The sequence below is a fragment of the Achromobacter veterisilvae genome, from assembly GCF_037619525.1.
Lineage (GTDB): Bacteria > Pseudomonadota > Gammaproteobacteria > Burkholderiales > Burkholderiaceae_B > Achromobacter > Achromobacter veterisilvae.
The window spans coordinates 2,534,208-2,558,007 of the sequence record NZ_CP148753.1 but is presented as its reverse complement, the minus strand read 5'-3'; the positions used below and the strand labels follow the sequence as shown (position 1 = coordinate 2,558,007).

The following is a 23,800-nucleotide window of genomic DNA, read 5'->3' as shown; positions in this document are numbered from 1 at the left end:
GCCGCGGCTGCGGTCCTCCCCCCTCTTCCTATCGGAGATACTTATATGGCTGAATTTCAACGCGTCGGCTTCATCGGCCTGGGCGTCATGGGCGAACCGATATGCCGCAACCTGGCCGTCAAGAGCGGACTGCCGGTATTCGGCTGCGACAACGACTCCGCCCCCCTGCAACGGCTGGCGCCGCATGGCGTGACCGCGGCAACGGCCGCGCAGATCATGCGGCAAAGCGACGTGGTGTTCCTGTCCCTGCCGTCCGGTGAAGTCGTCGCGCAGCTATCGCGCGACGCCGACGGACTGCTGGCGCATGCGCGGCCCGGCCAGTTGATCGTCGACCTGAGCACCTCGCCGGTGGACGTGACGCGCGAATTGGCGCGCGAGTTCGCGGCGAAGGGCGCGACCTTCATCGACGCCCCCGTGGCCCGCACCCGCGCCGCGGCGGAAGCCGGCACCCTGTCGGTCATGATCGGCGGCGATCGGCAGACCTTCGAGTCCGTCAAGCCGCTGGTCTCCGCTTTCGCCAACGAGATCACCTATTGCGGCCCCATCGGCAGCGGCCAGGTGGTGAAAATCCTGAACAATATGGTGCTGTTCGAGACCGTGGTCGCCCTGTCCGAAGCCCGCGCCATCGCCCGCCGTTCCGGGGTGGACCCCCAGGTCCTGCTGGAGACGTTCACCCGCGGATCGGCCGATAGCTTCGCGTTGCGCAACCACGGCTTAAAGGCTATTCTGCCTGGAGATTTTCCCGAAAAAGCCTTCCCTGTGGACTACGCCCGCAAAGACCTGCGCTATGCCTTGGCCCTGGCGGAACAGACCGGCGTGCAAGCGCTTGGCGCCCGCAACGTGGATGTCTGGTTCGATGCGGCGCTAGTCCAGGGGCAAGGCAACCGTTACTTCCCGGTCATCAGCCGGGTGATCGACGCGGAGTAGGGAACCACCGCCAAATCACCCCCTTACCATTCCAATGAGCCGTACCCCCACTCAGGAAAACTCCACCGACGGCGTCGCGGCCGTCGAACGCGCCCTGGCAATCATCGGGGCCGTCGCGCAACGCACCGACCCCATCACACTTGCCGACCTTTCCCGAGCCACGGGGTTTTACAAGAGCACGCTCTTGCGGCTTATCGCATCGCTGGAAAAAGCCGCCCTGGTGGTGCGCCGCGCCGACGGGCGCTATGCCCTGGGCCCGTATGCCCATCAACTGGGACGCGCGTACGAGGCCACCTACCGGCTGACCGAAACCATCCTGCCCCTGCTGCAGGGGCTGGTGGACAAGGGAACGGAGAGCGCATCGTTCCACGTCTATCACGACGCGCAATCGCGCGTGTGCCTGCTGCGCGTGGACTCCCATCATTCCACGCTCGACCGCATCCGAGTGGGCGACCTCCTGCCGCTGGACAAAGGCGCGGCGGGCCGGCTGATCACCGCCTACCTGATCGATGGGCAAGCGTCCGCGCAGGCCGGCCTGTCCTTGACCTCCATGGGCGAACGCGACCCGAACTGCGCGGCCGTGGCCAGCCCCGTGTTCGGCCCCGACGACGACATCTGCGGCGCCATTTCCCTGTCCGGGCCGAAAGAACGCTTCACTCCCGCCGCCGTCAAGAAAATGGCCAAGCTGGCCCAGGAGGCCGCGGCGTCCGCGACGCAGGCGCTGGGCGGACGCTGGCCATCGGGCAGATAACCCCGCAAGCTGAACATCCCCCAGAGCCATGCGCAGGAACTCCATGCACACACGCCGCGACTTCCTCCGCAACAGCGCCTCCCTCGCCGCCGCGGGCAGCGCCCTGGCCCTGCTGCCGGCGCCGCTGCGCCGCGCCTTCGCGATTCCCGCCGCCCGCCGCACGGGCACGATCCGCGACGTGGAGCACATCGTGATCTTCATGCAGGAGAACCGCTCGTTCGACCATTATTTCGGCGGGCTGGCGGGCGTGCGCGGCTTCGGCGACCGGTTCCCGATCCCCGTGCCCGACAGCCCCGAACGCGCTCGTCGCACGGTCTGGGCGCAGTACAACGACCAGGCCGGCGAAGGGCCGCGCACCGTCCTGCCCTTTCACGCGGACACGCGCAAGGTGACGGAGTACATGCGCATCGCCAGCACGCCGCATACCTGGTCGAATGCGCAGGCGGCCTGGGACGGCGGCCGCATGGGCAAGTGGCCCGCGGCCAAGAAGAACCATTCCATGGCCTACTTCACGGAAGGCGACATGCCCTTCCAGTACGCCATGGCGCGCGCCTTCGCCGTGTGCGACGCCTATCACTGTTCGTTCACCGGCGGCACCAACACCAACCGGCTGTTCCTGTGGACCGGCACCAACGACGGCCTGGGCCGCGGGCACGGCCCGGCGCTGGGCAACCTCTACAACAAGCTGTCGGGCGGCGACCCGGCGGGCGGGTACACCTGGACGACCTACCCCGAGCGGCTGGAGGCGGCCGGCGTCAGTTGGCGCATCTACCAGGACATGGCGGACAACTATTCGCTCAACCCCACGGCGGGCTTCAAGGCCTACCGCGACGCCTACCATGGGGCGCCGGGCTCGCTGGCCGCGCTGAAGGACAAGGCCCTGACCACGCGCGGCCTGGATTCGCTGCGCCAGGACGTGCTGGACGGCAAGCTGCCGCAGGTGTCCTGGATCTGCGCCACCAAGGCCGGCTCCGAACACCCCAGCCCTTCCAGCCCGGCGCAGGGCGCGGACTACACGGCGCGGGTACTGGATGCGCTGACCGCCAATCCGGAGGTCTGGAGCAAGACGGTGCTGCTGTTGATGTTCGATGAGAACGACGGTTTCTTCGACCATATGCCGCCCCCCGCGCCGCCCTCGCGCGATCGCGCCGGCGCGCTGGCCGGCGCGTCCACCGTGGACACGGCGGGGGAATACCACGAGATCGTCACCGGCGCCGAAAAGGACGATACGGCCGCTCACCTGCACGGCATCTATGGGTTGGGCCCGCGCGTGCCCATGTACGTGCTGTCGCCCTGGACCCGCGGCGGCTGGGTCAATTCCGAGGTATTCGACCACACCTCGGTGCTGCGCTTCATCGAACGGCGCTTCGGCGTGGCCGAGCCGAATATTTCCCCATGGCGCCGTGCGGTCTGCGGCGACCTGACCTCGATCTTCAACTTCGCCACGCCCAACGACGACGACCTGTTGCGCGGCCTGCCGCCCACCGCCGGCGCCGCGGCGCGCGCGGCCGCCCTGCCCGGCACCGTCACCCCGCCCGCGCCCGCGCAGCCCGGCGCGGCGCGCCAGGAGGCCGGCACGCGGCCCTCGCGGGCCCTGCCCTACGCGCTGCACGTCCACGCCAGCGCGGCCGGCCAGCGGATCGCCCTGGACTTCGAGAATGCCGGCACGGCCGGCGCCGTGCTGCACGTCTACGACCGGCTGCGCCTCGAGCGCGGTCCGCGCCGCTATACGGTGGAAGCGGGCAAGCAATTGGCGGGTTCATGGGATACGGCCGAGGACGATGGCCGCTACGATCTTTGGGTGCTGGGCCCCAACGGCTTTCATCGCCATTGCGCGGGCCGTATTGCGCCGAACGCGCAATACGCGCTGGAGGTCCGCGCCGCGTATGGAAGCGGCGATGCGGAATTGCGCCTGTCGGTCCGCAATACCGGCGCGCGGGCCTGTACGTTCACGATCGAGGACCAGGCCTATGGAAGGCCCGCCGCCACGCAGGCCATCGAAGCAGGCCTGGAAGCCGCTTACGCCTGGCCGCTGGAGGACAACGGCGGCTGGTACGACTTCACCGTGCGCATTGCGGAGGATCCCGCCTTCGTGCGCCGGCTGGCCGGGCGGGTCGAAACGGGCCGGCCGTCCACCTCCGATCCCGCGATGGGGCGGGAAGCGATACTGGAGTGGAGCGCGCGGGCCTGAACCGGCCCGCGCGCCGCGGGAAGCGTCAGGCCTCGCCGGCCTGCTCGCCGCCCTTGCCCAGGCCCAGGTAGCTTTCGATGACCTTGGGATCCCCGGCCAATTCGCGCGCCGGGCCGTGCAGGATGACTTCGCCGGTTTCCAGCACGTAGCCGTAATCGGCCACCTGCAGCGCCGCGCGCGCGTTCTGCTCGACCAGCAGGATCGCCACGCCGGTTTCGCGCAGGCGCGCGATGATGTGGAAGATCTCGCGCACGATGCGCGGGGCCAGGCCCAGGCTGGGCTCGTCCAGCATCAGCAGGTTGGGCTTGGCCATCAGCGCGCGGCCCACCGCCAGCATCTGGCGCTCGCCGCCGGACAGGGTGCCGGCCTGCTGGCCGCGCCGCTCGCGCAGGCGCGGGAACAGATCGAAGACTTCGTTCAAGGTATCGTGCCAGCCGCTCTCGCGGGCGCGGTAGCGCCGGAAGCCGCCCAGCAGCAGGTTGTCTTCCACCGACATGGTGCCGAACAGTTCGCGGCGCTCGGGCACCAGCGACATGCCGGCCCCGACGCGGCGCTCGACCTGCCAGCCCGACACGTCGGTGCCGGCGTACTGCACGGTGCCGGCCGCATGGCCGGTCTGGGGCAAGGAGCCCATGATGGCGTTCAGCATGGTGGACTTGCCGGCGCCGTTGGCGCCGATCACCGTGACGATGCTGCCGGCGGGCACGGTGAGCGTGGCGCCCACCAGCGCGCCGACCTTGCCGTAGCGGGCCGACAGCTTGCTGACTTCGAGGACGGGGGATTGCGTCGCGCTCATCACACGCCTCCCGCCGACACGGGCTTGGCCTGGTCCGCTTCGGGCAGGTCGTCATCGATGCCGCCCAGGTAGGCTTCCAGCACCGCCGGGTTCTTTTGCACGTCGGCCGGCACGCCTTCCGCCAGCTTGGTGCCGAAATCCATCACCACCAGGTGGTTGGTCAGGCGCATCACAAAATCCATATCGTGTTCGACGAGCAGAATGCTCATTCCCTCGGCGCGCAGTTGCTCCAGCACGCGGGCCAGGTCTTGCTTTTCCTTGTAGCGCAGGCCGGCCGCGGGCTCGTCCAGCAGCAGCAGCACCGGGTCGGCGGCCAGGGCGCGCGCGATTTCCAGGATGCGTTGCTGGCCCAGCGCCAGGTTGCCCGCCTGTTCGTACAGGTATTCGCCCAGGCCCACGCGCTTGATCTGTTCGGCGGCCTCGTGCAGCAATTGGGCTTCGCGGGCCCGGTCCGAATGCAGCGCGCCCGCCAGCACGCCGACGTCGGAGCGCAGGTGCGCGCCCAGCGCCACGTTCTCCAGCACCGTCATGCCGGGCAGCAACTGCACGTGCTGGAAGGTGCGTCCGACGCCCAGCTTGGCGATCTCGCGCGCCGAGCGGTTGTCGATGCGCTGGCCCATGAACGTGACCTTGCCGCGCGTCACCGGCAGCACGCCGCTGATCAGGTTGAAGGTCGTGCTCTTGCCGGCGCCGTTGGGGCCGATCAGGCCCATGATCTCGCCGGAGCTGACCTTGAACGTGATGTCGTTGACCGCGACCAGGCCGCCGAATTCCTTGCGGATGGCGTCCACTTCCAGCACCACCTGGCCGGCCTGCGGACGCGCGCGCGTCGGCAGCGCCGGCGCCGGCGCGGGCGGCGCCAGGTTGCGGCGCGAACCGTCGGCGCCTGTGACGCTGTCCCACCAGCCGGCCAGGATCGGCCACAGGCCGTTGCGGGCGTATTGCAGCATCAGGATCAGCAGCACGCCGAAGACGATCATCTCGAAGTTGGCGTTGGTGTCCAGCAGTTTGGGCAGGAGGTTCTGCAACTGGTCCTTCAGCACCAGGATGACGCTGGAGCCCAGCAAGGCGCCCCACACGTAGCCCGCGCCGCCCACCACGGCCATGAACAGGTATTCGATGCCGTAGTTCACGCCGAAGGGGCTGGGGCTGACGGCGCGCTGCATGTGCGCGTACAGCCAGCCCGACATGCAGGCCAGCAAGGCGGCCCAGACGAAGATCACGACCTTGTAGGCGGCGGTGTTCACGCCCATGGACTCGGCCATGCCGGCGCCGCTCTTGAGCGCGCGGATGGCGCGCCCCGGACGCGAGTTCAGCAGGTTGCGGGTCGCCCACAGCGCCAGCAGCACAAACACCCAGATCAGGTAATAGATGTGGCGGCCACTGGCCAGCGACATGCCGAAAATGCTGATGGGTTCGATGCCGGCGATGCCGTCGTGCTTGCCCAGCCAGTCGATGTTGCCGAACAGGAAGTACAGCGACAGGCCCCACGCGATGGTGCCCAGCGGCAGGTAGTGGCCCGACAGGCGCAGGGTGATGGCGCCCAGCAGGTAGGCCACGGCAGCGGTCAGGACCAAGCCGGCCGGCAGGGCCAGCCAGGGCGACACGTCGTACTGCGTGGTCAGGAAAGCGGTGGTGTAGGCGCCCAGGCCCACGAACGCCGCCTGGCCGAACGAGGTCAGGCCGCCCACGCCGGTCAGCAGCACCAGGCCCAGCACGACCAGGCTGGCCAGGCCGATGTAGTTGAGTTGCGTCACCCAGAATTCGGGCGTGGCCGGCACCAGGGGCAGGCCCGCCAGGACGACGATGAAGACGGCAAGCAGAATGCGGTTCATGGCGTTTACTCCTCTTCGTCCACGTGATGGGTGCTGAACGAACGCCAGACCAGAACCGGGATAATCAAGGTGAAGACGATCACTTCCTTATAGGCGCTGGCCCAGAAGGAAGAAAAGGATTCCAGCACGCCCACCAGCAGCGAGCCCGCGGCCGCCACGGGGTAGCTGGCGAGGCCGCCGATGATGGCGCCGACGAAGCCCTTCAGGCCGATCAGGAATCCGGTGTCGTAGTAGACGGTGGTGATGGGCGCGATCAGCATGCCGGACATGGCGCCGATGGCGATCGCCAGCGTGAAGGTCAGGCTGCCGGACATCGTGGTGCTGATTCCCACCAGGCGCGCGCCGCGGCGGTTGACGGCGGTGGCGCGCAGAGCGCGGCCATAGAGCGTCTTGCCGAAAAACAGCCACAGGCCGACGATCAGGATCGCGCAGGTCGCGACCACGAACAGGCTTTGCGCGGACCAGGTCGTGAAGCCCAGATCGACTTGCCCGCTGACGAACGCCGGCGTGCGCCAGCCCTCGGCGCCGAAGAACACCAGCGCCAGGCCGGTCAGCGCGAAGTGCACCGCGACCGAGACGATCAACAGCACCAGCACGGTGGCTTCGGCCAGCGGCTGGTAGACGATGCGATAGACCATCGGCCCCATCGGGATCACCAGCAGCAGCGTCAGCAGCATGTTCAGCCACAGCGAATTGCCGGGCGCGGCGTAGGTCACGGTGAGCCAAAGCAGCGCCAGGGGCAGGACCACGCAGGTCGCCAGGGCCTTGGGCAGGCCGGCGGCGCTGCGGGCGCGCAGCGCGCGCAGCAATTCGAGCGCCAGGCACACGACGCCCAGCAGCGGCAAGAGATAGGCGGTGCCGGGCACCTTGCCATCCACCAGCATGGCCAGGGTCAGGGCGCCGAACGCCACGAACTCGCCCTGGGGAATGAAAATGACTCGCGTGACGGCGAATACCAGCACCAGAGCCATGCCCAGGAGGGCATAGATGGCGCCGTTGACGACACCGTCTTGCAGCAGGATCAGCGCAATTGAGGAATCCATCTAACAACTACCTTGTGGTTTCTTGGTGTCCAGGCCGCGTCCGGGACACTGATACGACACACCGGCCGGAAAGGCCGGTGCGAAGCATTGCCCGGGTGCCGCGGACGTGCGCCTGGCCGGCGCCGCCGCATTGTGCACCCGTGGATCGGGCGATCCGGTGGATTTACAGGTCGGGCTGGTAGACCCACTTGCCGCCTTCCACCTTGACGATGACGCGCGAGCGCTCGTCAAAGCCGGCGTGATCCGTCGGCGACATGTTGAACACGCCTTGCGAGGCGGCCAGGTCCTTCACGCCTTCCAGGGCGTCGCGCATGGCGGCGCGGAACTCCGGCGTGCCCGGCTTGGCGCCCGTCTTCAGGGCCACCGGCAGCGCGGCCACGACCAACTGGCCGGCGTCCCACATGTGGCCGCCGAACGTGTTGGTGGAGCCCGCGCCGTTGGCCTTCTCGTAGGATTCCACGTAGGCCAGGGCCGATTTCTTGACCTGGTTGCTGTCCGGAAGCTGGGCCGCGACCAGCAGCGGGCCGGCCGGCAGCAGCATGCCGTCGCAGTCCTTGCCGCAGACGCGCAGCACGTCGTTGTTGGCGGCGCCGTGCGTTTGATAGATGGTGCCGCCGTAGTTGCGGGCCTTCAGTTCCTTCTGCGGCAGCGCCGAGGGGGTGCCCGCGCCGGCGATCAGGATGGCGTCGGGCTTCGCGCCGACCAGCTTCAGCACCTGGCCCGTCACGCTGGTGTCGGTGCGGCTGTATTTTTCGATGGCGACGATCTCGATGCCCTTGGCCTTGGCGGCCTTCTGCATCACGTCCAGCCAGCCGTCGCCGTAGGCGTCGGCGAAGCCGATGAAGCCCAGCGTCTTGACCTTGGACTTGGCCATGGCGTCAGCCAGGGCGCCGGCCATCAGCGCATCGTTCTGCGGGGTCTTGAAGACCCAGCGGCGCTTCTCGTCCACGGGTTCGACGATCTTGGCGCTGGCGGCCACGCTGATCATGGGAACCTTGGCTTCGGCGGCCACGTCGACCATGGCCAGCGAGCCCGGCGTGACGGAGGTGCCGATCAGCACGTCGACCTTGTCGTCGGAGGCCAGCTTGCGCGAGTTCTTGACGGCTTGCGTCGTATCGGTGGCGTCGTCCAGGACGATCCATTCGATCTTCTGGCCGGCCACTTCCTTGGGCAAGAGCGCCACCGTGTTGCGCTCGGGAATCCCCAGCGACGCGGCGGGACCGGTGCTGGACACCGTGACGCCGACCTTGACCTGCGCGCTCGCCAGGAGCGGCAGAGTCAGGGCAACAGCGGCAGCCGCCGCGGACAAGCCGAAGTGCTTGCGCATATTTTTGTCTCCTGTGGTGGCTCAAAGGCGCCTCGACCGAGGCAAGGGCGAGCCTAGTTAAAGTTATACAGAAAAAAATATTATAGGGTTAAAACAGTATCAGATGACTACGCGCAACTCCGGTAAATCCCTGATGCGCCATATCAAAGTGTTTAGCAAACGCATTCGTTAATGGCGAACTTGTACTAGAAAAGGCGGGTAGGCGTCAGTTGGGGGATTCCCTTGGCCCACTTCAGCGTTCCAGCATCGGCCACACGCGCTCCACCCGCGACGCGACCCAAGCCGCCACCACGGCCTTGACCGCATCGCCGGGAAGGAACACGGCCACCGCCAGCGCGGCCTTGGACAGGTCCATCTTCGCGACCGTGGCCAGCCACGGCACGCCGAAGGCATACACCACCGCGATGCCGCCGACGGCGCACGCGACGATGTAGCCGGCCACCTGCTTCGCGCCCGCGGCGCGGGCGGCCAGGCGGCGCGCCAGCCAGCCCGTGACGAAGGCGCCGGCCACCAGGCCGACGAGGAAGCCGCCCGTCGGCCCGAGGAACGCGCCCAGCCCGCCCCGCCCGCCTGGCAGCACGGGCAGCCCGATGGCCGCCAGCGCCAGGTACAGCAGGCAGGCCAGCGCGCCCCGCACCGGCCCCAGCATCGCCCCCGCCAGCATGGCGCCCAGCGTCTGCAATGTGATAGGGACCGGGATGGCGGGCAATGGAATGGGCGGGATCAGGCTCAGGACGACTATCAGCGCCGCGAACAGCGCGATCAGCACGGTGTTGCTGGATTTCACGGTTTTCCCCTTGCAGGTGGATTAAGGCGCGCGGCGCTCAGGCGCTGCGCGCGTCGATGGCTTCGGCGACTTCCTGGGCCCTTTTCAGGGTCAGCACGATCAATGGCACGATGAGGGCGACGGGATTGGCGCCCAGGCCCCGGGCGGCCTGCGCCTCGCGGATTTCCTGGAAATTGCGCCAGATCTCGGGCACGAAGCGCAAGGCCAGGGCCAGAGCCAGCGCGACCTTGCCGGCATCGACCAGCCCGGCGCGCTCAAGCGGCTTCAACGCCTTTTCGCAGACGGCGATCAGGTCGGAAGTGCGGGTGGCCAGCGTGACGGCCAGCGCCATCCCCACCAGCGCCCCCACGCGCAGCAGCACGGCCAGCGCCTCCATCCCGCCCTGGAACCAGGCGGTGAAGCCGCCCACGGCCAGCAATACCCAGGCCAGCCCCTTCAGTTGCCGCCAGACCGCGGCGGCGGCCACTCCCGTGGACCAGACCAGCACGGCGGCGGCCAGGCAGGCCAGCGCCAGCCAGCGGGGGTCGCGCAGCAGGAACAGCCCCGCCCCCGCCGCCATCAGCGCCAATAGTTTCAGCCAGGCCGGCAGGCGGTGCAGCAGCGTGCCGCCCGGCACATATAGCGGCTCCATCATGCGCAGTGCTCCCGGTACCAGCGCAGGGCCGCGGCCGGATTGTCGTCCGCCGCGATATTGCCGTCGCGCACGACCAGCACCCGGTCGAAGTCCTCCAGCAGTTCCAGATCGTGGCTGACGACGATGGCGTCGTGGGGCAGGCCGGCAATGGCGTCGCGCACGCGGTTGCGGTTGCGCAGGTCGAGCTGGGTGGTGGGTTCGTCGAACACGATCAGCGCGGGCTCCATGACCAGCACCGCCGCCAGCGCCACCAGTTGGCGCTCGCCGCCCGACAGGGTGTGGCTGCTGCGGTCGGCCAGGTGCCCCACGCCCAGGCTGTCCAACTGGGCCTCGATGCGGTCTTCGCGCTGCCGGCGGTCCGGCGCCAGGTGTTTCAGCCCGAACGCGAGGTCCTCGCGCACGATGGGAAAGACGATCTGGTTTTCGGGGTTCTGGAAAACGAACCCGACCTGCCGGCGCACCGCCTTCAGGTCCTGCCGGGTATCCAGCCCGCCCACCCGCACGCTGCCCGACGACGGCAGCACCAGTCCGTTGACCAGGCGCGCCAGGGTGCTCTTGCCGGCGCCGTTGGGGCCGACGATGCCGACGCGGCGCTCGGCCAGCGTCGCGCTCACCCCGCGCAGCACTTCCGCCTGGGGCGTGGATACAATCGCCTGGTCAAACTCGATTAACATGGGGCGGGATTATGCCCGAACCATTTCGGGCATCGGGACTCCAAGAGCTCATATGGACAAAGTACGAAAATCCGACGCCGAATGGCGGGCCCAGCTTTCCCCCGAAGAATACGTCGTCACCCGCGAAAAGGGTACCGAACGCGCATTCACCGGGCGTTACTGGAATACGTTCTCGCATGGCATCTACCGCTGCGTGGGCTGTGGCACGGCGCTGTTCGCGTCGGACACCAAGTTCGACGCCGGCTGTGGCTGGCCCAGCTATTTCCAGCCGCTGGACCCGGAAAAGGTGCGCGAAGAACGGGACACCACCCACGGCATGGTCCGCACGGAGGTGCTGTGCAACGTCTGCGACTCGCACCTGGGACACGTCTTTCCCGACGGCCCCGAGCCCACCGGCCTGCGCTACTGCATCAATTCCCTGTCGATGACGTTTGAACCCGTAGAAGATTGAATGAAGAAGTTCCTGTTCGACCTGTTTCCGCTGTTCCTTTTCTTCATCGCCTACCGGTACACGGACATCTTCACCGCCACGGGCGTGGCCATGGCCGCGGCCGTCGCGCAGATCGTCTGGCTCAAGGCCACCGGACGCGCCACCGAGGCCATGCACTGGGTCAACCTCACGGTCATCCTGGTGTTCGGCGGCGCGACCATCTGGCTGCACAGCGACGTCTTCATCAAGTGGAAGCCCACGGTGCTGTACTGGCTGTTCGGCGGCGCGCTGGTCTTCGCGCGCCTGTTCTTCGGCCGCAACCTGATCCGCCGCCTGATGGAAAAGCAGATCCAGTTGCCGGATGCGGCCTGGGAACGGCTGAACCTGGTGTGGGCCGCCTTCTTCCTGATCGCCGGCGCGCTCAATCTGTACGTGGCGTTTTCCGGCCATTTCACCGAGTCGCAATGGGTCAGCTTCAAGGCCTTCGGCCTGATGGGCCTGATGGTGGTCTTCGTGATCGGCCAGTCGGTCTGGCTGGGCAAGCACATCCAGGCCGAGGAACAAACGCCCTCCGGCCCCGATACGCCGGCCGGCAAGCCCTGAACCGCCCCCCTCTCCCGTCCGGCGCCCGCGCGCCGGAACTTTCCTATCCGCCGCCATGTCAGACACCACCGACCGCATCGCCCTGATCCGGGAACGGCTCGCCGTCCTGGAACCCGCCAGCCTGGACATCCTGGACGACTCGCATTTGCACGCCGGCCACGAAGGCAGTAAAAACGGCGCCGGCCACTATCGCGTGATCATTGTTGCGTCCTGTTTTGCGGGGCTCTCGCCCGTCGCGCGGCATCGGCTGGTGTATCATCATTTGCAAGATTTGATCCCCTATCCGATTCATGCGCTTGCGCTAGATGCCCAGGCTCCCAAATAGAAAGTAAAAGGATATTCATGAAACGCATCGTCATGCTGGCTGCGGCCTGCGTCATCGCCGTGCCGGCTTTTGCCCAGAACGTGGCCACCGTCAACGGCAAGGCCATTTCGCAAAAGAGCCTGGATCAATTCGTCAAGCTGCTGGTCAGCCAGGGTGCGACCGATTCGCCGCAACTGCGCGAACAGGTCAAGCAGGAAATGATCAACCGCCAGATCTTCGTGCAGGCCGCCGAAACCGGCGGCATCGCCAAGCAGGCCGACGTCCAGACCGAAATCGAGCTAGCCCGCCAAGGCATCCTGGTCCGCGCCCTGATGGCCGACTACCTGGCCAAGCACCCGGTGTCGGAAGCCAAGGTCACCGCCGAATACGAGAAGATCAAGAAAGAACAAGCCGGCAAGATGGAATACAAGGTCCGCCACATCCTCGTCGAAGACGAGAAGACGGCGAACGACCTGCTGGCCCAGATCAAGAGCAACAAGAGCAAGTTCAACGATCTGGCCAAGAAGAACTCGAAGGACCCCGGCAGCGCCGAAAAGGGCGGCGACCTGGGTTGGGCTCCCCCGACCAACTACGTCCAGCCGTTCGCGCAAGCCGTGACCCAGTTGAAGAAGGGCGAACTGGTCGACAAGCCGGTCCAGACCCAATTCGGCTGGCACATCATCATGGTCGACGACACTCGTCCGGTGGAATTCCCCCCGCTCGACCAGGTGCGCACGCAACTGGAAGAAATGCTGCGCCAGCAAACCCTGGCCGACTACCAGAAGGAACTGCGCGAAAAGGCCAAGGTCCAGTAATCCTGGCCGCGCAAACGAAAACTGCCCGCTTCATGCGGGCAGTTTTTTTTCGCCAGGGCCGAGGGCCGAAGTTCAGCCGGCCATCCCCAGCAGGGCTTTCAGGCCGTCTTCGTCCAGCACCGCCACGCCCAGTTCCTGGGCCTTGGTGAGCTTGCTGCCGGCCTCTTCGCCGGCCACCAGGTAGGCCGTCTTCTTCGACACCGAGCCGCTGACCTTGCCGCCGGCCGCCTGGATGTGCATGGAGGCCTCTTCGCGCGTCCAGTTGGGCAGGGTGCCCGTCAGCACGAAAGTCTTGCCGGCCAGGGTCGTGCCTTGCGGCGCCGCTTCGGCCACCGGATTCACGCCCTGCGCTTTCAGTTGCCCGATCACGTCGCGGTTGTGCTGTTCGGCGAAGAAGTGACGGATCGACGCCGCCACTACCGGCCCCACGTCGGGCACGGCGGACAGCGCCTCTTCGTCGGCGTCCATGATGGCGTCGATGCTGCCGAAGTGGCGCGCCACGTCGCGCGCCGTGGTCTCGCCCACGTGGCGGATGCCCAGCGCGAACAGCAGCCTGGCCAGCCCGGGCGTGCGCGCCTTTTCGATGGCGGCCACCAGGTTGTCGGCGGACTTCTGGCCCATGCGGTCCAGCCCCACCAGTTCGAGCGGGCGCAGGCCATATAGATCGGCCAGCGTCTTGACGCGGCCACTGTCGACCAGTTGATCCACCAGTTTCTCGCCCAGGCCTTCGATATCCAGCGCCTTGCGGCTGGCCGCGTGCCAGAGCGTCTGCTTGCGCTGGGCGCCGCAGAACAGGCCGCCGGTGCAGCGCGCGATGGTTTCATCTTCCAGGCGCTCGATGGTGGAGCCGCAGACCGGACAGGCGGTCGGCATGACGAATTCGCGGGCGTCGTCCGGCCGTTTTTCCAGCACCGGGGCCAGCACTTCGGGAATCACGTCGCCCGCGCGGCGCACGATGACCGTATCGCCGATGCGCACGTCCTTGCGGCGGATCTCGTCTTCGTTGTGCAGCGTGGCGTTCGTGACGGTGACGCCTCCCACGAACACCGGCTTCAGTCGGGCCACCGGCGTGATGGCGCCGGTGCGGCCGACCTGGACCTCGATGTCCAGCAGCGTGGTGGTGGCCTCTTCGGCGGCGAACTTGTGCGCCAGCGCGAAGCGCGGCGCGCGCGCCACGAAGCCCAGCACCTTCTGGGCCGGCAGCGAATCCACCTTGTAGACCACGCCGTCGATGTCGTAGGGCAGTTCCGCGCGCATTGCGCCCACCTTGGCATAGAAGGCCATCAGGCCTTCGGCGCCGGTGGCGCGGTGGTTGTGCTTTACATTGACCGGCAGGCCCAGCGAGGCGAGCCATTCCAGCATCGCGCCGTGGGATTTCTCGGGCAACTGCGAGGCTTCGGCCGCGCCCGCCGAGGCCTCGGCGAACAGGCCGCCCTGGGAACCCGGCAGGCCGTGCACCTCGCCCCAGCCGTAGGCGAAAAAGCGCAGCGGCCGCTTGGCCGTGATGCGCGGATCCAGTTGGCGCAGGCTGCCGGCGGCCGCGTTGCGCGGGTTGACGAACACCTTCTCGTCGCGCCTGGCCTGGGCCTGGTTCAGTTTCTCGAAGTCGGCGCGGTTCATCAGCACCTCGCCGCGCACTTCCAGCACCTTCGGGGCGGCGCCCTTGAGCTGCAGCGGAATCGCCTTGATGGTGCGGATGTTGGACGTGACGTCCTCGCCCGTCTGGCCGTCGCCGCGCGTGGCGGCCTGCACCAGGCGGCCGTCCTCGTAGCGCAGGCTGATCGCCAGCCCGTCCAGCTTGAGTTCGCAGAAATAGTCCGCCTGCTGAGCCGGCCCCAACAGGCCCGCGCCGCGCAGCGTGTCGGTCACGCGGCGGTCGAACGCCACCACGTCTTCCTCGTCGAAGGCATTGCCCAGCGACAGCATGGGCACCGCGTGGCGCACGGCGCCGAATGCGGACACGGGCGCCGCGCCCACGCGCTGCGTGGGCGATTCCGGCGTCACGAGTTCCGGATGCTCGGCCTCCAGGGCCTGCAGCTCCCGCATCAGCCCGTCGTACTCGGCATCCGAGACGGAAGGATCGTCGTAGACGTAATAGCGGACGTTGTGCTGTTCGATCTCGGCGCGCAAGCGCGCCGCGGCTTGCGCCGCGTTTTCACTGCCGGACACGCCGCTCATTTAGGCAAACACCCTTTGGGCGCGTTCGCTGCCGGCGGGCAGGCCCGCCTGCTCCAACTGGCCGAACAGCACCTGGAGCCGCTCGTCGATGACCGTTTCAGAACCATCGGCCAGCGGCTTGCCCTGGTCGTCTACCAGTTCCGCGCGCAAGCGGGCGGCCAGGTCGCGGCCGACGTCGACCATGCGGCCGAACGCGCGGCTGTCCGCGGGGCTGCACGGCACGTCGAGCAACAGGTACAGGCGTTCGATCCCGCCCATGCCGGCATCGAACGCCGCGCCGTCGGCCCGCGCCAGCGTGAAGCGGGCCACGCCGTTCTCCGCCGGCCAGGCCAGGCGGTTGCCGTCCGGGACGAAGCCGGTGTCGCGCGCCACGGCCAGGACCTCGGCGGCGGGCTGGGCCGTGCCCAGCAGCAGGGTCAGGCCGACCTGGGTGTCCAGGGCGGCGCAGGTATCGTCCAGGCGGGCGCCCTGCTCCAGCACGGCCTGCTGGTCCGGGCCTTCGATGGTGGCGTCGAAGCGCTCGGCCATGTCCTGGGCGCGAGCCCAGGCCTGCGACCATTCGATGGCGGTCAGCGGGCCGCTGCGGTTGGCCAGCAACACGGCCAGTTGCATCGACGCGTAGGACTCGCCGGCGTGGACGCGCGCGCGGTGGCGGCGCTGATCGGTCTCGGCGAACACGCGCATGGGCTTGCGGCCGACGTGGCGCAGGCTTTGCATGTAGGGCAGCAGGTCGGCGCCGCGCACCGGTTCGGCGAAATTGATCTCGATGACCACTTCGCAGGCGGGATCGGGTTCTTCGGCGTCGTCGGCGTCGGTGCCCGGATCGACCGGGGCCGGCTGGCCGGACTGCGCGCGCAGCGACTCGCCGCCCATGCCCGGCTCGCGCCGGGACGCCGGGCCGCCGCCGGCGTTCGCGGCGCCGGAGACGGTTCCCGCTCCCAGGAGCGGATCCTGTTCGGAGGCGGGGAAATGGGTCTGCATCTTGCGCCGGACGCGCCGATCCTGCCACCAGTTGAATCCCAGCACCAGCAGTATCAGCAGGACGCCCAGGGCAATCAGCCCGATCTGCAAATCACTCATGTATCAATCCCGCGCCGAAACGCCCGGCGCCCTTCTGAATATTGGTTTATGCCGCTTCGGAGGCCATCATCTGCACGGCCGAATCTATATCTACCGCAACGATACGCGAAACCCCTTGCTCTTGCATGGTTACACCGATGAGCTGCTTGGCCATCTGCATCGCGATCTTGTTGTGCGAGATGAACAGGAACTGGGTCTGCTCGCTCATGTTGGCGACCAGGTTGGCATAGCGTTCCGTGTTGGCGTCGTCCAGCGGCGCGTCCACCTCGTCCAGCAGGCAGAATGGGGCCGGATTGAGCTTGAACAGCGCGAACACCAGGGCGGTCGCGGTCAGGGCCTTCTCGCCGCCCGACAGCAGGTGGATGGTGCTGTTGCGCTTGCCGGGAGGCTGGGCCATGACCTGCACGCCGGCGTCGAGGATTTCCTCGCCCGTCATGCTCAGCCGGGCCTCGCCGCCGCCGAAAAGCTTGGGGAACAGTTCGCCGAAGTGGCCGTTGACGACGTTGAAGGTTTCCTGGAGCAACTCGCGGGTTTCGCGGTCGATCTTGCGGATGGCGTCTTCGAGGGTCTCGATGGCGGTCATCAGGTCCTGGTGCTGCGAATCCAGGAAGCCCTTGCGCTCGCGCGAGGTATTCAGTTCGTCCAGCGCGGCCAGGTTGACCGACCCCAGGGACTCGATCTGCCGCGAAATGCGGCCGACTTCCGATTGCAGCCAACTGGCGCGGCGCCATTCGTCCGGCTGGTTGGCCAATTCCTGGGCCAGGGCCTCGCGGTCGACCTCGCGCGCGTTCAGTTGTTCCGTGAACTGCTCTTCGGCCAGGCGGGCGGCCTGTTCCTGCAACTGCAATTCCATGATGCGGGCGCGCCGCGGCTCCAGCGTCTGCTCCTGCTGCAGGCGGTCTTCGTCGGCGCCGCGCAGCAGGGCCGCCAGGTTTTCCATTTCCTGGCGCGCGCGGGAAAGCGCCTCCTCGCGTTCGGCGCGCGCTTCCAGGGCGTCCTGCAGGCCGGCCTGGGATGCCGACGCGTCCAGTTCGGCCAGGTCCACCTGCAACTGCTCCAGTTCGACGCTGGCGCGCTGGCTCTGGTCGGCCGCCAATAGCTGGTTGCGCTGCAGGTCGGTGATCCGGACCTGGATGCTGCGCTCGGCGAATTCGGCTTCCTGGGCGGCGCGTTCCAGTTCGCGCAGTCCGGCGCGGGCGGCCTCGGCCTGCGCCGCCAGGGTTTCGCCGTCGATTTCGGCATCGGCGAAGCGGGATTGATGTTCGGCCAGTTCTTCGTCCAGCGCCTCGAAGCGCGCCTCGGCCTCTTCGCGGGTGGCGCGCAGGTCTTCTTCCTGGACCTTGATTTCCTCCAGGTCCTGGCGCAGGCGCGACGCGCGCTCGCCCGACTGTTCGGCCTGCTGCTGCAGGCGCGAGTGTTCCAACTGGATGTCGTGCACCCGGCGCGTGACTTCGGCCACGCGCTGGCGGGCCGGCGCGATGGCCTGGGACACCTGCTGCCAGGCGGTCTCGGCGCGGGCGACCGCGGCGCGCGCCTGGTCGGCGATCAGTTGCTGGGCCTTGATCTCGCGCTGCAGGTTTTCGATTTCCTGCTGGCGGGCCAGCAGGCCGGCCTGCTCGGAATCCGGGGCGTAGAAGCGCACGCTGTGCGCATCCACCAGGTGCCCGGCCTTGACCACGCAGGCGCTGCCGGCGGGCAGGCTGGCGCGCATGGACAGGGCCTGGGTCAGGTCGACGGCCGTGTAGACGCCGCCCAGCCATTCATTGAGTAGCGTGCGCAGGTCGGGGTCGGTGATGCGCAGCAGGCTGGCTAGCGGGGTCAGCCCGGCCGGGGCGGCCGGCGCCGGCGCGGCGGCCGGCAATTGATAGAACGCCAGGCGGGCCGGCGGCGCGTCCTCGGCAAAGGCGCGGGCCCAGTCCAGGCTGCGCACTTCCATGGAGGCCATGCGTTCGCGCAAGGCGGCTTCCAGGGCGGTCTCCCAGCCGGGCTCGACGTGCAGCTTCTGCCACAGGCGGGTCAGCCCGGCCAGTTCGTGCTTGGCGAGCCAGGGTTCCAGCGCTCCCTGCTTCTGCACGTCTTCCTGCAGCTTCACCAGCGCGGACAGGCGGGCTTCCAGGCGCGCCAGGTTCTGCGCGTCGGTCTGGGCGGCGGCCTGGGCGCGGCTGCGCTCGGCGTCCGCTTCCGGCACGCGGCCTTCCAGCGTGGCCAGTTCTTCCTGGGCTTCCTCGAGCTGGTCTTCGCCGGCCAGCCGGTCGCCGGCCAACTGTTCCAGGCGGACGGGATCGGGGCTGTGCAATTCGCGCAGTTCCTGCTGCAGGCGCTCGCGGCGCTGCTCCAGGGTCTGCATCTGGCGGTCGGCGTCGCGCTGCGTCTGGGCGACCAGGGCCAGGTTCTGTTCGACTCGGGCCAGCGCGGCGCGCATCTCGTCGCGGCCGGAGGCGGCTTCGCGCACGCGCTGCTCCACCGACGGCAAGGCGGCCTGGGCGTCCTCGGCCTTGGCGCGCGCCTCTTCGGTGCGGGCGGCGCCGGTCGCCAGGTCGTCCTCGGCCTGGGCGATCTGCTCGGTGCAGTGTTCGCGCTGGGAGGTCCATTCCGCGATCTGCTGCTGCAATTGCTCGCGGCGCGCCTGCAGGCGGTTGCGGGAATCCACGACGTGCCGGATCTCGGCTTCCAGGCGGCTCACCTGGGCATTGGCCTCGTACAGCGCGCCCTGGGCCGTGTGGACGGTGTCGCTGGCCGCGTAGTGGGCCTGGCGCCGGGATTCCAGCGCGGCCTCGCCCGCCCGCAGGCCGGCGATGGCGGCTTCCAGTTCGTTCTGGGCCTGCGCCATTTCCTGGGCCTTCCTGGCGCGTTCTTCGCGCGCCCCGGTTTCCTTCAGGAACCACAGCGCATGCTGTTTCTTTTCGCCGTCGGCCTGAAGCTCGCGGTAGCGCGTGGCCACTTCGGCCTGCGCTTCCAGCTTTTCCAACTGGCTGGTCAACTCGCGCAGGATGTCCTCGACGCGGGTCAGGTTTTCGCGCGTGTCGGACAGGCGGTTCTCGGTTTCGCGGCGCCGTTCCTTGTAGCGCGACACCCCGGCCGCTTCCTCGAGGAACACCCGCAGTTCTTCCGGGCGCGCCTCGATCAGGCGGTTGATCATGCCCTGCCCGATGATGGCGTAGCCGCGGGCGCCCAGGCCCGTGCCCAGGAAGATGTCGTGGATGTCGCGGCGGCGGACCTGCTGGTTGTTGACGAAGTAGCTGCTGGTTCCGTCGCGGGTCAGCACGCGGCGCACGGCGATTTCCGCGTAGCTGCTCCATTGGCCGGCGGCGCGGCCCTCGCTGTTGTCGAACACCATTTCGACCGACGCCCGGGCGGCCGGCTTGCGGTTGCCGGACCCGTTGAAAATGACGTCCTGCATGGACTCGCCGCGCAGTTCCGAGGCCTTGGCCTCGCCCAGCACCCAACGCACGGCGTCGATGATGTTCGACTTCCCGCAGCCGTTGGGACCCACCACGCCCACCAACTGGCTGGGCACGGGAATCACGGTAGGATCGACGAAGGACTTGAAGCCGGCGAGTTTGAGCTGAGTAAGACGCACAGTACGATGACGACGGGGTGGGTTGAACGAAAGGCGTTAACGGACCTGCCGCGCAGATTGCAAACCGGCCCCCTGGAGGGCCGGCTCTCATATGGCTCGTATGATACCGCAGGCAGTCCGTCCCCGAAGTCAGCAACCGTCAACCCGCGGGCAAACGCGCACAGGCCGCCGTCGGGGCTCCGGCTATACTCCCTGACACTTTTTGGCACGACACATAAATTTTCACGCGGACTGGCCGGGCTCAGGCCGAAGAACGGGGACATTCTTGAAACGTGGTTTCTATCTGGTCATGGCCGCGCAGGCCTTCTCGTCATTGGCGGACAATGCGCTGTTCATCGCAGCCATCGCCTTGATACAGGAACTGCACGGGCCGGACTGGCTGGCTCCCATGATGAAATGGTCGTTCGCGCTGGCATACGTCGTCCTGGCCGCCTTTGTCGGGGCGCTGGCGGACTCCTTCCCCAAGGGGCGCGTGATGTTCTCCACCAACGCGCTGAAAGTGGCCGGCTGCATGCTGATGTTCTCCTACGCCAACATCGGCGTCGCCGCCCAGTACCAGACCTATCTGGTCTGCATGGCCTACGGGATCGTGGGCATCGGCGCCGCGGCCTACTCCCCGGCCAAGTACGGCATCGTGACCGAAATGCTGCCCCCCGCCATGCTGGTCAAGGGCAATAGCTGGATCGAGGGCCTGACGGTCTTCTCCATCATCCTGGGCACCGTGCTGGGCGGCCTGCTCATTTCGTCCTCCGTTTCCACCACGCTGCTCAGCCACTCGTTCATCGGCAAGCTGGTCCATACCCCGGCCGAGGCCGCGATCCTCGTCATCGCCTTCGTATACCTGCTGGCGGCCCTGTGCAACCTGATGATCCCGCACACCCACGTGCGCTATCCGCCGCAGCAGAAAAGCCCCATCCGCCTGGTCCGCACCTTCTGGGGCTACGTCCGCGTCCTCTGGAAGGACAAGCTGGGCCAGATCTCGCTGGCCGTCACGACCCTCTTCTGGGGCGCCGGCGCCACGCTGCAACTGATCGTCATCGAATGGGGCCGCAGCCACCTGGGATACCAGTTGGACAAGGCCTCGATGCTGATGGGCGTCGCCGCCCTGGGCACGGTGGTCGGCTCCATCCTGGCGGGCCGCATCCCGCTGCGGCGCGCGCTGTCCGTGCTGCCGGTCGGCGCGGCCATGGGCCTGGTCGTCCTGCTGATGCCGCTGGTCTATTCGCCCTGGAGCGTCTACCTGCTGCTGCTGATCACGGGCGGCCTGGCCGGCTTCTTCGTGGTCCCGATGAACGCCTTGCTGCAGCACCGCGGCCACGTCCTGCTGTCGGCCGGCCACTCCATCGCCGTGCAGAACTTCAACGAACAACTCAATATCCTGCTGATGGTGGCCATGTACACGGTGCTGCTGTGGCTGCAACTGCCGATCAACGTGATCATCGTGATCTTCGGCACCGTGGTCGCCGTGCTGATGGTGGTCTTCATGCGCTGGAGCAAGCGCAACCTGCAGGCCAACCCGGAACTCCACGACCAGATCGGCCAGGAAGGCCACGGCCGCGCGCTGGATTCTTCGCACTAAGCGCTTGATCTTCCAATGAAAACCGGGCCTGCGCCCGGTTTTTTCATTCCTGCCGATACCGCCTCAGCCCATCCGGGCCGCCAGTTGCAGGTCCTGCCAGGCGCGCGCCTTCTCAACGGGGCTGCGCAGCAGATAGGCCGGGTGATAGCTGACCACGGCCGGAATCTGCAGGCCTTCGTCCGTCTTCAATTGGTGGATGCGGCCCCGCAGGCTGCCGATGGTGGCGTCCGTGCCCAACAGCGTCTGGGCGGCGAAACGGCCCAGCACCAGGATCCGCTCCGGCTTGAGCAAGGCGATCTGCCGCATCAGGTAAGGACTGCAGGCCGCGATCTCTTCCGGCTTGGGGTTCCGGTTGCCCGGCGGACGGCACTTGATGACGTTGGTGATGAAAACGTCGCGCTCGCGGCTCATGGACACCGCCGACAGCATGGCGTCCAGCAACTGGCCCGAGCGGCCCACGAAGGGCTGCCCCTGCCGGTCTTCCTGTTCGCCCGGCGCCTCGCCCACCACCAGCCAGCGCGTCGGCTGGCCGCCGTGGCCGAACACCGCGTTGCGGCGGCCCTTGCACAGGCCGCAGGCCTCGCAGGCCACGACCTGTTCGCGCATCTCGTCCAGGCTGGAATTCCGGATGGCCTCGGCCACCGGGATCGGCGCGGGCGCCGGCGCTTCCTCCGCCGCCTTGGGGGCCGGGCGTGGCGGCGGGCCGTTGCGGTTCAGGATGGAAGCCGGCATGCCGGGGCGGGCCGCGGCGGGCTCCGCGGCCGGCGCGACGACGGGCGCGACAACGGCGGGCCGCGCCGACACTTCGGCCGGCGGCGCGGCCGCCGGCAAAACCGGTTTGGAAACAAGGGCTTGGGGCTCGGCGGCCGGCCGGCTGGGGGCCGGCGCGGGACGCAGCCACAGCCGTTCCATGCCGATCTCGCGCAGCCAGATGCGCTGCAGCGGATTGACGCGAGGTGCGGCCGGCTGAGGTGCGGCCGGGTTAGGAGGAGTGGCGGACTGGATCATGCGGCCTCTCCGGCAGCGGCCGCAAACCGCTTCTGCATGACGAGGGCGTCTTCGCGGCCGCCCTTCTCGGCCGGATAGTAGCCGCGGCGCACGCCGATCTGCAGATAGCCATGCCGCTTGTAGAACCCGATGGCCGGCTCGTTGGACGGGCGCACTTCCAGCAGCACGCCCTCCAGGCCGCGTTCGCGCGCCTGTTGCTCGCACCAATCGAGCAGGATGCCGCCCAGGCCCTGGCGATGCAGCTTCCTGGCCACGGCGATCACGAGCAGGTGCGCCACGTCCGGGGCGGACATGACGATGCAGAATCCCGCCAGCTTTCCGTCCCGCCGCAGCACCCAGGCGCCGTAGCCCGCCGCCAGGGCGTCGGCGAAATTGCCGCGGGTCCAGGGGAAGGACTGCACCTGCGCTTCCAGCTCCACCACCTCGTCCAGGTCGGCATCCGACATCGGCTGGGGCACCCAGGGAACCAGCGTGGAGCGGGCCTTGGGATTGCCGCCCTCCCCGCGCATGCGCTCGGCGGTGGTGAAGGCCACCTTGTCGCGCACGTAGAGCGGCGCGGCCAGTTCGGGCGCCACGGCCTCGCCCCTCATCCAGCCCTGCCGCGCCAGGCGCGCCACGCTGGCCGCTTCCGGCCGCTGCGCGCCGGCGGCGCGGCGCCACGCGCCGGGCGGGGCCATGTCGGCCGCATAGGCATCCCAGGCGTCGCCGGCCAGCACCGCGTTCAGCGGACGGCCGGCGCGCGCCGACCAGTCCGGCAGGTGATGCGCGGTCCAGGGCACGACCTCGGCCGCCGCGATCAGCAGCGGCGCCTGCAGCGTTTCCCAGGCGATTTCGCCATCCGAAACGCCGGCCTGCCGGTACACGGCCAGGTAGACTTCATTCATGCGGGCGTCCAGCGCCACGACGATCGTGTCGGCGGGGGTCGCTTCCACCTGGGCGGCGACCGCCTGATGAGAGACAATGGGCAATACCGGAATGCCCAGCCCGAGCCCCATGCCCTGCGCCACGCCGCAAGCCACCCGCAGGCCCGTGAAGCCGCCCGGGCCCTGGCCGAAAGCCACGGCATGCAGGGACGCCGGGCCCAGCCCGGACGCCGCCAGCAGTTCATTGGCCATGGGCAGGAGCCGTTCGGCGTGTTCCTGGGAGCCCTCGTGTTCCCGCACGCTGACCTCCAGGCGGCCGCCGGCCGCGCGCAAGAGAGCCACGCCGCAACGGGACGAAGAAGTTTCCAGGGCCAGCAGGTTTAGTTCCATAGATG

General features: G+C 68.1%; 20 protein-coding genes. 8 read left to right on the top strand and 12 right to left on the bottom strand.

Annotated elements, in window-relative coordinates:
- Positions 1-45 precede the first annotated feature (45 nt).
- Genes WHX56_RS11790 through WHX56_RS11780 form a run of 3 tightly spaced genes read left to right on the top strand, consistent with a single transcriptional unit; the run spans position 46 to position 3,869 of the window.
- Complete coding sequence (locus WHX56_RS11790) at positions 46-927, top strand: NAD(P)-dependent oxidoreductase (RefSeq protein ID WP_338881287.1); 882 nt, start codon at positions 46-48, stop codon at positions 925-927.
- A gap of 34 nt (positions 928-961) precedes the next feature.
- Positions 962-1,678 (top strand): IclR family transcriptional regulator, encoded by a 717-nt coding sequence (locus WHX56_RS11785; protein WP_129246956.1) that lies wholly within the window; start codon positions 962-964, stop codon positions 1,676-1,678.
- 43 nt (positions 1,679-1,721) lie between these two features.
- Positions 1,722-3,869, top strand: a complete 2,148-nt coding sequence (locus WHX56_RS11780; RefSeq protein ID WP_338881286.1) for a phosphocholine-specific phospholipase C — start codon at positions 1,722-1,724, stop codon at positions 3,867-3,869.
- 25 nt (positions 3,870-3,894) lie between these two features.
- On the opposite strand, the gene WHX56_RS11775 is transcribed toward WHX56_RS11780, so the two are convergent.
- From WHX56_RS11775 to WHX56_RS11745, 7 genes are all read right to left on the bottom strand, one after another.
- Positions 3,895-4,665 carry an ABC transporter ATP-binding protein gene (locus tag WHX56_RS11775; RefSeq protein WP_338881285.1) on the bottom strand — a complete coding sequence of 257 codons (771 nt, stop codon included), beginning with the start codon at positions 4,663-4,665 and terminating at the stop codon, positions 3,895-3,897.
- Entirely contained in the window at positions 4,665-6,500 is a 1,836-nt protein-coding gene (locus WHX56_RS11770) for an ABC transporter permease subunit (RefSeq protein ID WP_129242820.1), read from the bottom strand. The genes WHX56_RS11775 and WHX56_RS11770 overlap by 1 nt, the downstream gene beginning before the upstream one ends.
- Before the next feature lie 5 nt (positions 6,501-6,505).
- Positions 6,506-7,543: a branched-chain amino acid ABC transporter permease gene (locus tag WHX56_RS11765; protein ID WP_129242822.1), complete on the bottom strand. Its 1,038-nt coding sequence runs from the start codon at positions 7,541-7,543 to the stop codon at positions 6,506-6,508.
- Positions 7,544-7,706: 163 nt separating this feature from the next.
- Entirely contained in the window at positions 7,707-8,870 is a 1,164-nt protein-coding gene (locus WHX56_RS11760; RefSeq protein WP_338881284.1) for an ABC transporter substrate-binding protein, read from the bottom strand.
- A gap of 232 nt (positions 8,871-9,102) precedes the next feature.
- A complete protein-coding gene (locus tag WHX56_RS11755) occupies positions 9,103-9,657 on the bottom strand; it encodes a biotin transporter BioY (protein ID WP_129242826.1) in 555 nt (184 codons plus the stop codon).
- A gap of 37 nt (positions 9,658-9,694) precedes the next feature.
- The gene (locus tag WHX56_RS11750) at positions 9,695-10,291 is read right to left on the bottom strand and encodes an energy-coupling factor transporter transmembrane protein EcfT (protein WP_338881283.1); all 597 of its coding nucleotides are present in this window, start codon (positions 10,289-10,291) and stop codon (positions 9,695-9,697) included.
- Positions 10,288-10,965, bottom strand: a complete 678-nt coding sequence (locus WHX56_RS11745) for an ABC transporter ATP-binding protein (protein WP_338881282.1) — start codon at positions 10,963-10,965, stop codon at positions 10,288-10,290. The genes WHX56_RS11750 and WHX56_RS11745 overlap by 4 nt, the downstream gene beginning before the upstream one ends.
- A 52-nt stretch (positions 10,966-11,017) precedes the next feature.
- Here WHX56_RS11745 and msrB point away from each other — a divergent pair, with 52 nt between their 5' ends.
- From msrB to WHX56_RS11725, 4 genes are read left to right on the top strand one after another with little or no spacing between them, the layout of a single operon-like run.
- The gene (msrB, locus tag WHX56_RS11740) at positions 11,018-11,416 is read left to right on the top strand and encodes a peptide-methionine (R)-S-oxide reductase MsrB (protein WP_129242833.1); all 399 of its coding nucleotides are present in this window, start codon (positions 11,018-11,020) and stop codon (positions 11,414-11,416) included.
- Positions 11,417-11,998 (top strand): septation protein A, encoded by a 582-nt coding sequence (locus tag WHX56_RS11735; protein ID WP_129242835.1) that lies wholly within the window; start codon positions 11,417-11,419, stop codon positions 11,996-11,998.
- 55 nt (positions 11,999-12,053) lie between these two features.
- Complete coding sequence (locus tag WHX56_RS11730) at positions 12,054-12,323, top strand: BolA family protein (protein ID WP_129242837.1); 270 nt, start codon at positions 12,054-12,056, stop codon at positions 12,321-12,323.
- Positions 12,324-12,340: 17 nt separating this feature from the next.
- The gene (locus tag WHX56_RS11725; RefSeq protein WP_129242840.1) at positions 12,341-13,117 is read left to right on the top strand and encodes a peptidylprolyl isomerase; all 777 of its coding nucleotides are present in this window, start codon (positions 12,341-12,343) and stop codon (positions 13,115-13,117) included.
- A 72-nt stretch (positions 13,118-13,189) separates the two neighbouring features.
- Here the strand turns inward: WHX56_RS11725 and ligA are convergent, their stop codons facing one another.
- Genes ligA through smc form a run of 3 tightly spaced genes read right to left on the bottom strand, consistent with a single transcriptional unit; the run spans position 13,190 to position 19,955 of the window.
- Positions 13,190-15,295 carry an NAD-dependent DNA ligase LigA gene (gene ligA, locus WHX56_RS11720; RefSeq protein WP_129242842.1) on the bottom strand — a complete coding sequence of 702 codons (2,106 nt, stop codon included), beginning with the start codon at positions 15,293-15,295 and terminating at the stop codon, positions 13,190-13,192.
- Entirely contained in the window at positions 15,296-16,375 is a 1,080-nt protein-coding gene (locus WHX56_RS11715) for a cell division protein ZipA C-terminal FtsZ-binding domain-containing protein (protein WP_129242844.1), read from the bottom strand. It abuts the gene before it with no gap.
- A gap of 46 nt (positions 16,376-16,421) precedes the next feature.
- Complete coding sequence (gene smc, locus WHX56_RS11710) at positions 16,422-19,955, bottom strand: chromosome segregation protein SMC (RefSeq protein ID WP_338881281.1); 3,534 nt, start codon at positions 19,953-19,955, stop codon at positions 16,422-16,424.
- A 265-nt stretch (positions 19,956-20,220) separates the two neighbouring features.
- On the opposite strand from smc, the gene lplT reads away from it, so the two are divergent.
- Positions 20,221-21,534 (top strand): lysophospholipid transporter LplT, encoded by a 1,314-nt coding sequence (gene lplT / locus WHX56_RS11705; RefSeq protein WP_129242848.1) that lies wholly within the window; start codon positions 20,221-20,223, stop codon positions 21,532-21,534.
- A gap of 63 nt (positions 21,535-21,597) precedes the next feature.
- On the opposite strand, the gene WHX56_RS11700 is transcribed toward lplT, so the two are convergent.
- Both WHX56_RS11700 and tsaB read right to left on the bottom strand, forming a co-directional pair.
- On the bottom strand, positions 21,598-22,542 hold the full coding sequence (locus WHX56_RS11700; RefSeq protein ID WP_338881280.1) for a uracil-DNA glycosylase: 945 nt from the start codon (positions 22,540-22,542) through the stop codon (positions 21,598-21,600).
- The gene (gene tsaB / locus WHX56_RS11695; protein ID WP_338881279.1) at positions 22,539-23,795 is read right to left on the bottom strand and encodes a tRNA (adenosine(37)-N6)-threonylcarbamoyltransferase complex dimerization subunit type 1 TsaB; all 1,257 of its coding nucleotides are present in this window, start codon (positions 23,793-23,795) and stop codon (positions 22,539-22,541) included. The genes WHX56_RS11700 and tsaB overlap by 4 nt, the downstream gene beginning before the upstream one ends.
- Positions 23,796-23,800: the final 5 nt, after the last annotated feature.